General features: G+C 38.8%; 14 protein-coding genes. All 14 read right to left on the bottom strand.

All coding sequences use genetic code 11. The annotated features are described in order from the left end of the window. Positions 1-455: 455 nt before the first annotated feature. The gene (locus EUBHAL_RS07445) at positions 456-2339 is read right to left on the bottom strand and encodes a bifunctional 4-hydroxy-3-methylbut-2-enyl diphosphate reductase/30S ribosomal protein S1 (protein ID WP_044922531.1); all 1884 of its coding nucleotides are present in this window, start codon (positions 2337-2339) and stop codon (positions 456-458) included. 17 nt (positions 2340-2356) lie between these two features. After that, positions 2357-3022, bottom strand: coding sequence for a (d)CMP kinase (gene cmk / locus EUBHAL_RS07440; RefSeq protein ID WP_005347354.1), 666 nt, complete (start codon positions 3020-3022; stop codon positions 2357-2359). A 134-nt stretch (positions 3023-3156) separates the two neighbouring features. Continuing rightward, positions 3157-4398: a BaiN/RdsA family NAD(P)/FAD-dependent oxidoreductase gene (locus EUBHAL_RS07435; protein ID WP_005347352.1), complete on the bottom strand. Its 1242-nt coding sequence runs from the start codon at positions 4396-4398 to the stop codon at positions 3157-3159. Then, complete coding sequence (locus EUBHAL_RS07430; RefSeq protein WP_022170228.1) at positions 4398-5267, bottom strand: MurR/RpiR family transcriptional regulator; 870 nt, start codon at positions 5265-5267, stop codon at positions 4398-4400. The genes EUBHAL_RS07435 and EUBHAL_RS07430 overlap by 1 nt, the downstream gene beginning before the upstream one ends. Before the next feature lie 197 nt (positions 5268-5464). Continuing rightward, on the bottom strand, positions 5465-5989 hold the full coding sequence (locus tag EUBHAL_RS07425; protein WP_044922534.1) for an adenine phosphoribosyltransferase: 525 nt from the start codon (positions 5987-5989) through the stop codon (positions 5465-5467). Between the two features lie 135 nt (positions 5990-6124). Continuing rightward, on the bottom strand, positions 6125-6970 hold the full coding sequence (locus EUBHAL_RS07420) for a Cof-type HAD-IIB family hydrolase (RefSeq protein ID WP_005347345.1): 846 nt from the start codon (positions 6968-6970) through the stop codon (positions 6125-6127). Between the two features lie 170 nt (positions 6971-7140). Continuing rightward, positions 7141-8916, bottom strand: coding sequence for a single-stranded-DNA-specific exonuclease RecJ (gene recJ / locus EUBHAL_RS07415; RefSeq protein ID WP_005347344.1), 1776 nt, complete (start codon positions 8914-8916; stop codon positions 7141-7143). Continuing rightward, entirely contained in the window at positions 8917-10281 is a 1365-nt protein-coding gene (gene scfB, locus EUBHAL_RS07410; protein ID WP_005347343.1) for a thioether cross-link-forming SCIFF peptide maturase, read from the bottom strand. It lies immediately after the preceding gene. 261 nt (positions 10282-10542) lie between these two features. Beyond that, on the bottom strand, positions 10543-10689 hold the full coding sequence (scfA, locus tag EUBHAL_RS07405; RefSeq protein ID WP_005347340.1) for a six-cysteine ranthipeptide SCIFF: 147 nt from the start codon (positions 10687-10689) through the stop codon (positions 10543-10545). Between the two features lie 99 nt (positions 10690-10788). Beyond that, positions 10789-11169 carry a TIGR04086 family membrane protein gene (locus EUBHAL_RS07400; protein WP_005347339.1) on the bottom strand — a complete coding sequence of 127 codons (381 nt, stop codon included), beginning with the start codon at positions 11167-11169 and terminating at the stop codon, positions 10789-10791. Between the two features lie 355 nt (positions 11170-11524). Continuing rightward, the gene (gene yajC, locus EUBHAL_RS07395; protein ID WP_022170232.1) at positions 11525-11845 is read right to left on the bottom strand and encodes a preprotein translocase subunit YajC; all 321 of its coding nucleotides are present in this window, start codon (positions 11843-11845) and stop codon (positions 11525-11527) included. Positions 11846-11878: 33 nt separating this feature from the next. Then, positions 11879-13021 (bottom strand): tRNA guanosine(34) transglycosylase Tgt, encoded by a 1143-nt coding sequence (gene tgt, locus EUBHAL_RS07390; protein WP_005347335.1) that lies wholly within the window; start codon positions 13019-13021, stop codon positions 11879-11881. A gap of 68 nt (positions 13022-13089) precedes the next feature. Beyond that, positions 13090-14199, bottom strand: coding sequence for a chorismate synthase (gene aroC, locus EUBHAL_RS07385; RefSeq protein WP_005347332.1), 1110 nt, complete (start codon positions 14197-14199; stop codon positions 13090-13092). Positions 14200-14285: 86 nt separating this feature from the next. Then, positions 14286-15032, bottom strand: coding sequence for a 16S rRNA (uracil(1498)-N(3))-methyltransferase (locus EUBHAL_RS07380; RefSeq protein WP_005347330.1), 747 nt, complete (start codon positions 15030-15032; stop codon positions 14286-14288). Positions 15033-15576 lie beyond the last annotated feature (544 nt).

Genomic DNA, 15576 nt, shown 5'->3' with positions numbered 1-15576 from the left:
GCATCCAACACTTGCTCCGAGGTCACATCTGGGAGGATTAATAGGGGCTTTTTTCTGTTTTTTGATAAATTAAAGTGAGAATTGCAGAAATCTAATTCCTGCTTTTTTAAATGTGGACTTAGAAATGCTTTCTATATAAATTTTCACATAATATATATTATACTTATAAGAAGTTTTATTTATAGCAAAACTATATAAAATGCCAGTGAAACATTAACTATAACGAAGAAAATTTTCCACCCACTCCCATCCTCTTCTGGAGAATCCTCAAATCCTCCACAGCGGAATTTGCGCCAAAGTCAGAAAATGAAAATGACTTATAATAGCAGATGTGACCTCGGAGCAAGTGTTGGATGCAAGCCCTTAAGCGAACATTCAACACGCCGCGACTAAAGTCACAGGTGCTATTATAAGTCTTTTTTATTTTCGTCTACCTAGCCAAATTCCGCTAAATATTATTCGTTATCTAAAGCTTTGATGCTTAAGCTGATCTTACGATCATCTTTCTTGAAATCTACAACTTTAGCTGTAACTTCCTGACCTACTTTTAATACATCAGATGGTTTCTCGATGTGCTCTTTAGCAATCTGAGAAACATGAAGTAATGCATCTACGCCTGGCTCTAATTCAACGAATGCACCGAAGTCTGTCATACGAGCAACTTTACCAGTTACTTCGTTACCTACTGCGTATTTTTCGTCAGCGTGAAGCCATGGGTTTGTTTCAGGGAATTTTAAGGATAATGCAATCTTTTCTCCCTGGATATCTTTGATAAGAACGTTTAATTTTTCACCTACTGTGAAAACTTTCTTAGGATTCTCAACACGTCCCCAGCTCATTTCGGAGATGTGAAGAAGTCCGTCTGCTCCACCTAAATCGATGAATGCACCGAAATCTGTTACGTTCTTTACAGTTCCTTCTACAGTCATACCAGCTTCGATTTTTGCAAACAGTGCTTCCTGTTTTGCTTTCTTCTCTGCTACTAAAAGCTGCTTACGGTCACCGATGATTCTTCTCTTGCGAGGGTTGAACTCTGTAATAACGAACTCGATTTCCTGTCCGTCATATTTCTTTAAGTTCTTCTCGTAAGTATCGGATACAAGGCTTGCAGGGATGAATACTCTTGTTTCTTCCACTACAACACTTAAACCACCATCAAGAACTTTAGCTACAGGAGCTTTTAATACTTCGTGGTTGTTAAATGCTTCCTCTAATCTCTTATTACCTTTCTCTGCTTTAAGTCTCTTATATGTTAAGAGAACCTGTCCTTCGCCATCATTCACTTTAAGAACTTTAGCTTCCATCTCGTCACCAACTTTAGCAACTGTTGTTAAGTCTAAATTCTGGTCGTTGGAATATTCGTTTCTTGAAATGATACCGTCGGCTTTATATCCAATATTTAAGATGATTTCATCCTCTTTTACATCGATAATAGTACCCTGAACTACCTCTCCATTTCTGATTGTCTTAAAACTTTCTTCCAGCATCTGGTCAAAACTCATTTCTGCCATGCTTTCATGAACCTCCTTGATAATATTATTTGGGGTTGAAGCCCCTGCAGTAATACCGAGCATCCCGATATTAGAAAAATCCTCCATATTCAAATCATTTTTTGTTTGTATATAAAAAGTATTACTACATTCTTTTTTACTTATCTCAAAAAGCTTTTGAGTATTCGAACTGTGTCTGCCACCGATTACTATCATCGCATCGGACTTCTTCGCCAGTTCCCTGACTTCCGTCTGACGCTCCTCAGTCGCATTACAAATCGTGTTAAAAACATTTATATCATAACCCTTTTCTGAGATAATTTCAACTAAATCTTGAAACTTATTGTAGTTAAATGTCGTCTGGGACACGATAGATATCTTCGTATCAGCATCTAACTCAATTCCTTCTGCCTGCTCTCGATTCTCAATTACAATCGGATGCGTATGGCACCAACCCATAATCCCTTCTACTTCAGGATGATGGTTATTGCCTATAATAATGATTACTCTGCCATCCCCACTCTCCCGCTCGACGATTTTATGAATCTTTCTCACAAAAGGGCAGGTCGCATCCACTAAATCAAGACCCGCATTAAGGATCTCATCATAAATTGCTTTTGACACGCCGTGAGAACGAATAATAATCGTTCCCTCTGAAAGAGACTTGAAATCTTCACTGTCATTGATGACATGAACCCCTTGTCTTTCCAGATCTGCGACAACTTCATCATTGTGAATGATCGGCCCGAATGTATAAACATTCTTCTTAGAAGATTCTTTATACACGGTATCTACAGCTCTCTTTACTCCAAAACAAAAGCCAGCAGATTTTGCTATGTTAATTTTCATCATTTACTCCGGCAATATTATTTTATTTTTTTAAATTCGGAGATAATAGTATCAATCACCTGCGGAATTGACATATCAGAAGAATCTACCAGTATGGCATCTTCTGCCTGGCATAATGGAGCGATCTCTCTCTCCATATCCTGCTTATCTCTTGCTATAATATCGGTCTTAATCTGCTCGATATCACAGTCTGCACCTTTCTCTTTCAATTCGTCATAACGTCTCTTCGCTCTTACATCAGCAGAGGCCGTCAGATAAATCTTAAGAGATGCATCTGGCAGGACATTCGTTCCAATGTCTCTTCCATCCATGAGGATATCCGAAGTCTTCGCCATATCGCGCTGCAGATCAAGCAGTGCAGCTCTTACTTCTGGAACAGCGGATGTCACTGATGCCATCTTACCGACTTCTTCCTTACGGATATATCCGGTAACATTCTCACCATTTAAGATAACCTGCTGTTTTCCTTCCTCGTCATATTCTAAAGTTACATGAATGTTAGGACATTCTGCCGCAACGAGCTTCCTGTCATGTCCATCAATACCTTTACGCAAAAAATATAAAGCGATTGCCCGGTACATTGCTCCGGTATCTACATATATAAAACCTATATCTTCTGCGATTGCCTTTGCAATCGTGCTCTTTCCAGCTCCTGCTGGCCCATCAATTGCTATACTGTACATGGACATTTCCTCCCATTCTTTTGAAACCTGACTGCGTATACAGTGATTTCACTTTTACCTACACTTGATTAGTGTAACATATTTTTCCGAAAAAAAAACTAATTTTTTATAATTTTTTAAATTTTACGTTTTCTTTACGCATTTTTACCTGCTACGTAGCCTGTTGTCCATGCAATCTGCAGGTTATAGCCGCCTGTGACAGCATCTAAATCCATCATTTCTCCGGCAAAAAATAAATGTTTTACTTTTTTAGACTCCATTGTAGACGGATTAATTTCTTTTACATTTACTCCGCCTCTCGTGACGATTGCCTCATTAAAGCCACGGACTCCTGTGATATGCATCTCGAAATTCTTCATCAGCTCAATCATATGCCTTCTTTCTTTTTTGCTGATGTCTCTTATCTTTTTATCTTCCGGAATCTGTGCTTCTTCTAAAAAAACAGGAATCATTTTCTTTGGAAGAAGACGTTCCATCACATTAGAAATATTTTTATTACGATAAGTGTCAAATTCTCTTAAAAACCGTTTATCTAACTGTTCCGGGGTAAGAGAGGCTTTTAAATCAAGAATCAGTTTTAATTCGCCTGCCTCTAACTCTTTCTGATATTTTCCAAGACAGGTACTTGCTGTAAGAACAAGCGGACCACTCACTCCAAAATGCGTAAAGAGAAATTCTCCAAACCCCTCATAAACTGTCTTTTTCTTTGCTTTGATACGCACCCCTATATTCTTTAAAGTAAGTCCCATCAAATCTTTGCACCACATTTCTTTCATCTCAAATGGAACTAAAGATGGTTCTATAGACTTAATCTTATGTCCTGCTTGCTTTGCAAGTGTATATCCCGATCCATTGGAACCGGTAGAAGCGTAGGAAAAGCCGCCGCAGGCAAGGATAACAGAATCTCCCATCATTTTCTTTCCGTCAGACAAGAGTACACCAACACAGTTTTCTTTTTCTTCATCAAAAAGCAGTTCTTTTACTTCTGTGTGATAGTAAATCTGTACCCCGCCTTTTTTACACTGTTTCTTTAATGCATCAATTACATCCGAAGACCGGTCGGACTGTGGAAATACTCTCTGTCCTCTCTCTGTCTTTATCGGAAGACCGATTTCTTCTAAATAGTCCATCATATCCTCATTATTAAACTGCGAAAATGTACTGTATAAAAATCTTGGATTTGTTACCACATGGGTAAGAAATTCGTCTGCCGGGCAGGCATTTGTAATATTGCATCTGCCTTTCCCCGTAATAAAAAGCTTCTTGCCAAGTTTTTCGTTCTTTTCAAGAATGCAGGCCTTTTTCCCCTCTTTAGACGCAGAAATGGCAGCCATCATACCGGCTGCCCCTCCGCCTACAATAATTACTTTGTTCATTATAGTAAACTCCTGTTATAAACATCATACTCGTTCCAGAGTTCTTCAAGTGCCATAAGACGCTTCTCTACATCATCCTTACGAAGCAATGCAATCGCTGTAACCATCGCATTCACCACACTTAACGGACATACTAAAGAATCCACGATTGTCATTACATCACTCTTTGCAATTAATTTACAATCTGCATACTCTACAATTGGAGACTGCATATTGTCGGTAAGTGCGATTGTCTTCGCTCCATGATTCTTCGCATACTGAAGCGCACAGATGGTTCTCTTTGAATATCTTGGAAAAGTAATTCCCATCATAACATCCTTATCACTGATATCGTAAATCTGCTCTAATGTCTCGGACGTGCTGTTGGCATCTACGATAATTACATTGTCAAACATCATCTTAAAATAATATCCCATCAGACCGGCAAGATAGGCTGCACTTCTCGCACCTAAAATATATAATCTTCTTGCGTCATTGATAAGCATAACGGATCTGTTAAATTCTTCCTCATCTACACCGCTCTGAATCGTATCGCGAAGCCTCTCTGAATCTGTATACAAAATACTCTTTAATACACCTTTTTCCTGATATCTTTTTGAGGAAAGGGACATTCTCTGAATGGAGTTTGAATTTGTCTTTACAATAACCTGAATTGCCTTCTGTAGCTCTGGATATCCCTCGTAATCAAGCTGATAAGCAAAACGAACCACTGTAGACTCACTGACTCCTGCTTCCTTTCCAAGCTTTGAAGCGGTAAGATACGCCGCAATATCATAGTTCTCTGTAATATACTGAGCCAGTCTTCTCTGTCCTTTACTGAACTCGGAAGACTTCTTCTCTATTCTCTGTAATAAATTTAAATGTTCCACTCTATTCTTCCACCTATTCTGTAAAATTAAGTATATTTCATAATACTCCATTTTCTTCTTTTTGTAAAGCAAAATGCAGGATTTAAAGAAAGAAATTGCAAATGAAAATTCAAATTTATAACTACAGAACAATTTTTACACAAAGAAAAACTGTGTTTCCGAAAAATTCCATCCACACAGTTTCTTTTCCTTCAAAATTACTTTCCAGGATAAGTAATAACAGACTCTACATCATAGCCTTTTAATACATCACGGCCATGCAATCCCTCAAGTTCCATAACAAACAGAACCTTTACGACAACGCCACCAAGTTCTTCGATCAGATCAATCGCAGCCTTTGCTGTTCCACCAGTTGCTAAAAGGTCATCTACAAATACGATTCTTTGTCCTGGACGAATGTCCTCTTTATGGATTTCAATCTCTGCTGTTCCATACTCTAAAGCATATTCTTTGCTTACAGTCTCTCTTGGCAGCTTTCCTTTCTTACGGACAGGAACAAATCCCTTGCTTTTATTGTAAGCAAGAGGCATACCAAATAAAAATCCACGGGATTCCGCTCCAACAACTACGTCAAACTCTGTTCCCTCTAAGCAATGCATTAATTCATGTACGCTAAGTTTCAGTCCCTCCGGATCACGTAAAATAGAGGTAATATCTCTGAAAATAATTCCCGGCTTTGGGAAATCTGGAATATTAATGACATAATCTTCAAGTTTTTTCACTTTGTCCACCCTTTCTGCCCCCAAATCAGGCATAAAACTATTAAGCACAGACTTTTATCTTCGCGCTTTTTCTTCTTATGATTAATTATAACAGATTTTTTATGTAAAAAACAACAGAAAAACGTTTATTTCTACTTACACATTACAAAAATGCTCGATAGCGTATGCTACGCCCTCCTCATCATTTGTCTTTGTCACAAAATCTGCAACCTCTTTCAAAGACTCTTCTCCGTTTTTCATAGCAACACCGACACCAGCCATCTTAACCATCTCAAAATCGTTATTGCCATCGCCGCACGCCATAATACTTTCTATCGGAATATCAAGAATTTTTCCAAGATTGAGCATCGCATCTCCTTTATTACAAGTTGCCCCATTAATCTCAAGATTATTACCAAGAGAACAGGTAACCGCCAAATCTTCTATCTGTCCAAGTTCACGGAAAGCTCTCTGTCTGTCTTCTTCCTTTGCAAAGAACATATTTATCTTCTCCACTGGAGCTTTATTTTCTTTCATCCACTCTCTTAAATCATCAATACGATTGCGTGATGTACGAACCAGCTTCTCGATATGTTTCTCAATTCCATAGTTTTCTACATTATCATAAAAGCGAGCCTCACACCAGCCAGCTCCTAATGCATAAATATCATAAAATGTATCATATGTTTCTAACACATCGAATAACTCCAATGCTCTCTCCCACGGAATACAATTCTGATAAAGAACTTTATCCTCTTTTAAATCTAATACACTTGCACCATTGGATAAAATAACATATCTCATTCCTTCAATCTGTGTTAAATACTCTGGAATACCCGATTTTACTCTTCCTGTTGCCGGTAAAACCTGAATCCCTTCCGCAAGACATTTCTCAAGTACTTCCTTTGTATGTGGAGTTAACACCTTATCTGAAGTGAGCGTTGTTCCATCTAAATCTAATCCTATCAATCTGACATCTGGCTGTTTTTTCTCCTGTTCCATATTTTCTCCTTATCTATCTCTTAATTCATAGCGATTTTGATGTATCTCTCTTTTCATCCTCATATTATTCTATTGATTCTCGCCTTATTTGTCAAATTAGGATAGTTTTTTATTAATTGGGAATCTAAACAGACGAAAAAATATGCGAAAGAAGCACTAAAAAATTTATCTCATAAATTTTTAAAACGATAATTCTGGATGACGATTTGGATATTCTTCTGCCCTCGCCATTCATTTACCTGTGGATAATAAGTCACATCCATCCATATATGATGTGACAGGCCTTTTTGAATTCTCTGTGCCTCTTCTTTTCCACAAAAAGAGATGAGTTCTTCTAAAAATACATCGGATTCTCCAAAATACATGGCATCTATGCTTGTTCCATTGGCATCCGACAGGAAGAGTTTTAAACATCTGCCTGTTGTTCCGAGTACCCGCATTCCTTTTATGTAAAGGTCTTTTTGTGCAAAGAGCGGTTTTGTGTTTTCATTTCCAAATGGTTCTAGTAATTCAAATTCATTGATGAGACTTTCGGATAAATAAGATATCGGCAAGGCTACATCAATGTGAACTTTTTCTGCGAAATCATCTTCGGTAAGGGTTGCGTTGGCATTTAATTTTTCCCGGAATTCTTCTAAGCGGTCTTCCTGCATAGAAAATCCTGCTGCCATCGGGTGCCCACCGAATTTATCGAAACATTCCTTGATTTTGTTCATTTCCTTATACATATGATAGGCTTCGATAGAACGGCCAGAGCCTTTTAATCCTTCTTTTGTTCTTGTGATGACAAATACTGGCTTATGGTAATGTTCTTTCATTCTTCCGGCAATAATTCCGGCGATACTTTCGTGACAGTTTGGAAGATATACAACAAGTACCTTATCGTTTGCATGTCCCGTGCTTTCGAGATATTCTTTTGCAGCTTTTACCCCGTTAGCTGTCATTTCTTTTCGCTCTGCATTTAGCTGTGTGAGTGCTTCTGCTTTCTGCCTGCAAAGTTCTTTATCTTCGCATAGAAGAAGTTCTAACGCATCTTTTGCAGAGGTCAAACGACCGGAAGCATTAATACACGGACCGAGAATAAATCCAAAGTGATAAGAAGATATCTTTTTTTCTTCAAGATGATTTGCCTCAATTAAAGCTTGCAGCCCGGTAATATTCGTATGCTGTATCCGTCGCAGGCCTTCCTTTACGATAATACGGTTCTCATCACACAATGGCATAACGTCACAGACTGTTGCCATCGCCGCAATCTCAAGAAATACTTCACTTTCTCTACGGTCAATTCCAAACAAATCATAAAGCACCTGAATAAACTTGTAGACAACAACCGCTCCGCATATATTTTCAAATGGATACGGACAATCTTTTTGCTTCGGATTAATAACGGCAGCGGCTGACGGCAAATTATAAGAAATGCTTCCATCTTCTTGCCTTTGAAACGGAATATCATGATGATCTGTCACAATCAGGGTGAGTCCTAAAGAATTTCCATAAGCAATCTGTTCTGCTGCCGCAATTCCATTGTCACAGGTGATAATCGTATCAATTCCGTCCTCTGCTGCCTTTTCTATCAGATGTTCATTAATTCCATAACCGTCTTCCACACGGTCAGGAATCTTATAATCAACATCCGCACCACAGCGTTTTAATCCCTGATATAAAATATAGTTTGATGAAACACCATCTACATCATAATCCGAAATAATCCGAATCTTTTTGCCTGTTTCTATCTTCTCTTTTATGATTTCCGCTCCCTTATCGGCATCTTTCAAAAGATGAGAATCATATAAATCAGACAGAGAACCATAAAGATAACGCTGCATTTCCCTAACTGTTGTTAAGCTCCTATTTCTCATCAGACGCGCCGTTACCGGGCTGATATGAAATATCTCACCAATTTTATTAAAATCTGCTCTTTTTGAAGCGATAAACCACTTTTCCATCTATTCTTCTTCGCCTTCTGTATCTGCTAATGCAGCCTTAATCATAATTGCGCATTCTACTCTCTTACGCTCCATATCGCAACTTAAATCATAAGAATCATCAATTGTTCCATGGAAATTATAAGAGTTTGCAGGACAGCCGCCGCTACAGTAGAATCTCGCAAAACAGTCTTTACATTTTTTCTTTGTGTATACGTTGCAGGAACGGAATTCGTCACAAATATCGGTACGCTTGATTCCATCAAAAACGTTACCAAGAAGGAATTTCTCTTCTCCTACAAACTGGTGACAAGGATATAAATCTCCCCATGGTGTTACTGCTAAATACTCTGTTCCGCTTCCACAGCCGGAAAGTCTTTTTGCTACACATGGACCACCTGTAAGGTCAATCATAAAGTGGAAGAAATTAAAGCCTTTTCCTGCTTTTTCTCTCTTAATCATTTCTTTTGCAAGTCTGTCATACTCATCAAAAATCTGTGGAAGGTCTTTTTCCTGAATTGCGTACGGCTCTTCTGGCTGTCCAACAACTGGTTCCATGGAAATCTGTTCAAATCCTAAGTCTGCAAGATGAAGAACATCTTTGGAAAAATCAAGATTTCTATTGGTAAATGTTCCTCTTACATAGTATTTCTGCTGATGTCTGGACTCTGCAAAACGGATAAACTTCGGCATGATAAGGTCATAGCTTGGCTTACCATTTCTTGTAGGACGCATGTAATCATGGATTTCTTTACGTCCATCGACACTTAAAACAACGTTGTCCATTTCTTTATTGGCAAATTCCATAATCTCGTCATTTAACAGCACACCATTGGTTGTCAAAGTGAAACGGAAATGTTTGTTATGTTTTTCTTCAAGAGAACGTCCATATTCTACAACTTCCTTTACAACACCGAAGTTCATTGTTGGCTCACCGCCAAAGAAGTCAACTTCAAGATTATGACGGTTTCCAGAATTGGCTACAAGGAAATCAAGGGCAGCCTTTCCAACCTTTGCACTCATAAGTTCACGGTGTCCTTTATACTCTCCTTCTTCTGCAAAACAATAGCGGCAGGCAAGATTACAATCATGCGCAATATGCAGGCAAAGTGCCTTTACTACTGTCTTTCTGCTCTTTACCTCTTTAATATAATCTTCGTAAATATCTTCTGTAAATAAAAGTCCCTCTTCTTTTAAAGAAGTTACCTCTTTATATGCTTCCTCAATATCTTCCTTGCTGTAAGAAAGTTCATTTTCTATTTCTTCTAAGCTTTTTTCTTCATATAAAGCAATGACATCATAAGTTACATCATCAACAACATGAATGGCACCACTGCACACATCCATGACAATATTATATCCATTATTTTTATACTGGTGAATCACGTTAAATATCCCTTTCTATTTCTTTTATAGTTTTTTATACTTAATTTTCTAAAATATATTTTTAATTTGAAGATATGTCCTGCTAACTTTAAAATAGATATATAATACAGAACATTCCTGTATACAATATTTTCAACTTACAATAAAGTAATCTCTGCAAACATACTTTTCCATACAAGAGATAAGGTGAACTGACAAAAAAGACAGTCCACCCTACTTCAAGCATATATCAGGAAGCATTCTTCCTGTTGTGCTCTCTAATTATTTATTACTCTCGCAAGTCTGGTTACCTACTGTACAAGATGTCTTGCAGGCAGACTGGCAGGATGTCTGGCACTCGCCGCATCCACCTTTACACATTGTAGTACCGTAAGTTTTGTTTCCGGTCAGTGTCTTTACACGTTTCATTAATAACGCCTCCTCACTTCATGATCTAGTATGTAAAGCATCTAAGATGACACTTTGTAGATTATTATAACACAAACCCTCCCGTAAGAAAAGAACTTTTTAGCTTAACATTCCTCCAAGCATTCCTCCTGCCGCACAATACAGCATCATTGTAAAAAATGCTGTTGTATCTGTCACAAATGCCTGCCCCATCCCGACACGTATTACTCCAAAAAACAAGCAATATAAAACACCTACGCCAAGCCCCCATAAATACCGTTTTTTTATATTCTTTTTCCCACACAAAAATCCCCCGACAAAACAAGCCATCACACTCATAACAATTAAACCAATTTTTTCTACGGAAGCGGAAAGATTACCTTTCAACATGGCAAATGCAAACACTGCTAAAAATAGCATTGTGAGTAATACTGCAATTAATGCAGAAAGAAACAGGCCTGCTGCACGCTCCATCCATTTTTTATACGAAATTCCATCCATAGGCTGCACCAAAGGCTTTTTTATAGCCTATGAAAAGGGTTCTCTGTTTAGAACAGGAGAGACGAAATTAAGAGACCGCCAATATATAAAAAATGCTTCGTATCACTGCGCTCTTAATGCTCGTCCGCATTAAGAGCTTGCTCTAAGGCGCATTTTTTATATATTGGCGGTCTCTTAATTTCTGTCTTTGTTAAACTGGAGAGTACTTTCAATTTAGCAAAAAACAGATATCCTATATTTGTGGCCTTAGCGAGGATTGAATGTAAACCCGGAGGTGAACATCCAACCCTCAGCAATAGAATCACAAATATAGGATATCTGCTTTTTCATTTTTCGTCTGTTATCTCAAACGAAATTACTCTTCTTCTGTCTTTGTAAGATTTGGCTTCTCCACTGCTGCAATAGCATCTTTCTGCATTGGGATTCTGCAGTTACGGTTGTTACCAAATTCTACGATTACAGTGTCATCCATGATGTCGATGATTACGCCATAGAATCCGCTTGTAGTCAATACGCTGTCTCCAGCCTGCATTCCTGCATGCATCTCGTCTGCTGCTTTCTGCTGCTTCTTCTGTGGACGGATTGTCATAAAGTAGATAATCGCTCCAAAAAGAATGACATATGCAATGATCATTGTAATAGATGAGCTTGCGCTCGCACTCTGTGCTAATAACATGTCCTTACCTCCGTTATTCTTCTATATAATATATTACCGGTATTCTTCTTCCGGTGTCAAAAAACCTTCTAATGTGGTTTTTTTGAACTCTTTGTAGCGGTGTTCATCAATTGCTCCACGTATTTCTTCCATTAAATGATTATAGAAATACAGGTTATGAAGAACACAAAGACGCATTCCAAGCATCTCTTTTGCCTTGAGCAGGTGTCTGATATAGGCTCTGCTGTATGTCCGACATGCCGGACACTGGCATCCTTCCTCGATTGGGCGGGGGTCTAATTCAAACTTCTTATTAAAAAGATTTAACTTTCCATGATGCGTATACACATGTCCGTGTCTTCCATTTCTGGAAGGATATACACAGTCAAAGAAGTCAATTCCTCTGTCAACTGCCTCAATAATATTTGCTGGGGTTCCTACACCCATAAGGTAAGTTGGTTTATTTTCCGGCAGATATGGAACAACTTCATCAAGGATATAGTACATCTCATCATGTGTCTCTCCTACTGCAAGTCCGCCAACTGCATAACCATCTAAATCAAGCTCACTGATTCTTTTAGCGTGCTCGATACGGATATCCGCAAAAACACCACCCTGATTAATACCAAATAACATCTGGTGTGGATTTACGGTATCTGGCAGGCTGTTTAATTCCTGCATCTTTTTTTTACAGCGTTCTAACCATCTTGTTGTTCTGTCAACAGAATTCTGAATGTAGGTTCTGTCTGCCCGACTTGAAGGACATTCATCAAATGCCATCGCAATCGTAGAACCAAGATTAGACTGAATCTGCATACTTTCTTCCGGTCCCATAAAAATATGATGTCCATCAATATGTGACTGGAAATATACGCCTTCTTCCTTTATCTTTCGAAGACCTGACAGAGAAAATACCTGAAATCCGCCAGAATCGGTAAGGATTGGTTTATCCCATCCCATAAATTTATGAAGCCCGCCAAACTGTTTGATCAGTTTATCACCTGTTCTTACATGAAGATGATAGGTATTAGACAGCTCCACCTGCGTTCCGATTGTACGAAGGTCATCCGTGCTTACAGCACCTTTGATTGCTCCTACTGTTCCTACATTCATAAAAACAGGAGTCTGTATCGTACCATGGACTGTCTCAAACTCTCCTCGTTTGGCCATGCCATCTTTCGTTAATAACTTATACATATACTCTCCTTAACTTTACACATAAATTTAATTTTATCATAAACAAAGCAAATGTACAACCTCTATCCTTATTTTTTCTCATTTTCGTAGAAGTTTTTTACGCTATCTAAGCGGCTCCCCATATTCTGAAGCAGCAGATCAAGAACAGTTACCGCTGCCATTGTCTCTACAACAACGACTGCTCTTGGCACAATAATCGGGTCATGTCTTCCGTGAATTACAATTTCTGTATCTTTGCCATCTCTATTTACTGTCTGCTGTGGCTGTGCAATCGATGGAGTTGGCTTAAATGCTGCACGAAATGTAATTACTGAACCATCGCTCATTCCACCAAGCACACCACCTGCATGATTCGTTTTCTTTTTCACCGTACCATTATCATTATAAAAATCATCATTATTCTCAGAACCAGCACTTGCTGCCGCCGCAAATCCATCTCCGATTTCGAAGCCTTTTACTGCTCCGATAGATAAAATTGCTTTTCCAAGATTCGCACTTAATTTATCAAATACCGGCTCACCAACACCGACGGGCATTCCTGTAATTACACATTCCACAATGCCACCACAGGAGTCTAACTCTTTCATTTTCTCCTGAAGATACTCTTCCGCCTGTGCTGCTGCCTGTGCATCCGGCATATATAATGCGTTCTTATCTCGTTCTTCTTTTGAAAATCTATTTTCATCAATTTGAACTGGCCCAATTGCTTTTGTATAAGCAAATACTTCAATGCCAAGTTCTTTTAATACTTTTGCTGCTACTGCACCTGCTGCTACTCTTGCTGTTGTCTCTCTTCCTGAAGAACGGCCGCCACCGCGATAATCACGGAAACCATACTTCTTATCAAATGTATAATCTGCATGGCCCGGACGGTAAATATCCTTGATTGCAGAGTAATCTTTTGAATGCTGGTCTTTATTAAATACCGCCATAGAAATTGGAGTTCCTGTTGTCTTTCCCTCAAAAACTCCCGATAAAATCTCCACCTTATCATCTTCTTTTCGCTTTGTTGTGTACTTTGACTGTCCCGGCTTTCTTCTATTCAAATACTTCTGTATATCCTCCTCACAAAGAGAAAGGCCTGCCGGACAACCGTCCACTACAACACCCACACCTTTTCCGTGTGTTTCTCCCCATGTTGTCATACAAAACAATGTCCCAAATGATGAACCTGCCATTTTGTCCTCCTGTTAAAATTCTATCGTCAAACAGAGTATCCTCTGTTTGACTTTTCATCAATTAAATTTCTACTATCTACACCAAATCAATCTTCTTCTAACATAAACATTAATATAGAAAGTAATGTCATTCCTGCCGTTTCCGTCCGCAAAATGCGGTGCCCAAGTGTAACCGGTTCTGCTCCTGCTTTCATCGCAAGAGAAACCTCTTCTTCCGGAAAACCACCTTCCGGTCCGATATAAATTCCCAGACTCTTTTTATCTTTTACTGTTTCTACCACTTCTCTGGAATGTGCGATTCCCTTGGCATCCTCATACGGAATGAGTAGCATATCCATACTCTTTCCATATTCCACAGCTTCTTTAAAAGACATTACGGGCTTTACTTCTGGAATCAGACCTCTCTTTGACTGCTTAGCCGCACTTTTTGCAATCTCATTCCATCGCTGTACTTTCTTTGCCGCCTTCTTCGCATCAAGCTTTACAACCGCTCTTTTTGTTGCCATCGGCACAATCTCTGCCACCCCGAGTTCTACCGCTTTTTGAATGATAAGTTCCATCTTGTCACTCTTTGGAAGTCCTTGAAAAAGCGTAATCTTTACCGGCAGTTCTCTCGACTCTCCGTTAATATCAATAATTGCCGCCTTGACGATATCTGATTCTATCTCTTCTATACTACAAATGTACTCCTTTCCCTTTGCTTCGCAACAAAGAGAAACTTTTTCTCCCTTTTTCATACGGAGAACATTACGAATGTGATTTACATCCTGCGGGTCTGCAATCCAAATCTCCTCTTCTTTAATACTATCAGGCTGTATAAAAAACTGATACATAAACTCCTCCACTTCATTCTTTGCCCTATAAGGCAGACATAATATATCATAACCGCTTTCAAAAAATATGTCAATTTACTATTTAATTCATTAAGCGAACTACAGACGAAGCCATTGCCCCCAATAAGGCATATTTGTGATTTTAGTCGCGGCGGTTTGAATGTTCGCTTACCCGCTCGCATCCAAACCTTGCTCCGAGACCACAAATATGCCTTATTGGGGGCAATGGCTTCTGTGCTGTGGCTGGAGAAGATGAATCAAACAGGGGGGCGGGGATTTGAGGACAGAAGCTGATGTCTTCTGCTTACTCTAGAATGAATGGGAATAGGGGAGGATGATTTAACTTGACTATATTATATTGGAGCAAGAAGTAAGCCTCAATTTCCCTTTTCAACCTTTATAACTTCAATTTAAATGCAAAGCATCTGTTCACAATAATTTCAGAGCAAGCAGAAATTTTCTACTCTCTCCCCCAAATCCCCGCAATCAACTATTTAATTCAAACAAAATCTAGCCAAAGACAGCCCGCGAAGAGATACGATAT

Source organism: Anaerobutyricum hallii DSM 3353 (assembly GCF_000173975.1).
GTDB classification, from domain to species: Bacteria; Bacillota; Clostridia; order Lachnospirales; family Lachnospiraceae; genus Anaerobutyricum; species Anaerobutyricum hallii.
The sequence above is the reverse complement of the archived record's forward strand: the minus strand, read 5'-3'. Positions and strand labels throughout refer to the sequence as shown.

Coding starts and splice junctions, on each gene's coding strand:
- EUBHAL_RS07445 (WP_044922531.1), bottom strand. CDS start 2,339: ATGAAAATTAACATAGCAAAATCTGCTGGCTTTTGTTTTGGAGTAAAG.
- cmk (WP_005347354.1), bottom strand. CDS start 3,022: ATGTACAGTATAGCAATTGATGGGCCAGCAGGAGCTGGAAAGAGCACG.
- EUBHAL_RS07435 (WP_005347352.1), bottom strand. CDS start 4,398: ATGAACAAAGTAATTATTGTAGGCGGAGGGGCAGCCGGTATGATGGCT.
- EUBHAL_RS07420 (WP_005347345.1), bottom strand. CDS start 6,970: ATGGAACAGGAGAAAAAACAGCCAGATGTCAGATTGATAGGATTAGAT.
- recJ (WP_005347344.1), bottom strand. CDS start 8,916: ATGGAAAAGTGGTTTATCGCTTCAAAAAGAGCAGATTTTAATAAAATT.
- scfA (WP_005347340.1), bottom strand. CDS start 10,689: ATGAAACGTGTAAAGACACTGACCGGAAACAAAACTTACGGTACTACA.
- EUBHAL_RS07400 (WP_005347339.1), bottom strand. CDS start 11,169: ATGGATGGAATTTCGTATAAAAAATGGATGGAGCGTGCAGCAGGCCTG.
- yajC (WP_022170232.1), bottom strand. CDS start 11,845: ATGTTATTAGCACAGAGTGCGAGCGCAAGCTCATCTATTACAATGATC.
- tgt (WP_005347335.1), bottom strand. CDS start 13,021: ATGTATAAGTTATTAACGAAAGATGGCATGGCCAAACGAGGAGAGTTT.
- aroC (WP_005347332.1), bottom strand. CDS start 14,199: ATGGCAGGTTCATCATTTGGGACATTGTTTTGTATGACAACATGGGGA.
- EUBHAL_RS07380 (WP_005347330.1), bottom strand. CDS start 15,032: ATGTATCAGTTTTTTATACAGCCTGATAGTATTAAAGAAGAGGAGATT.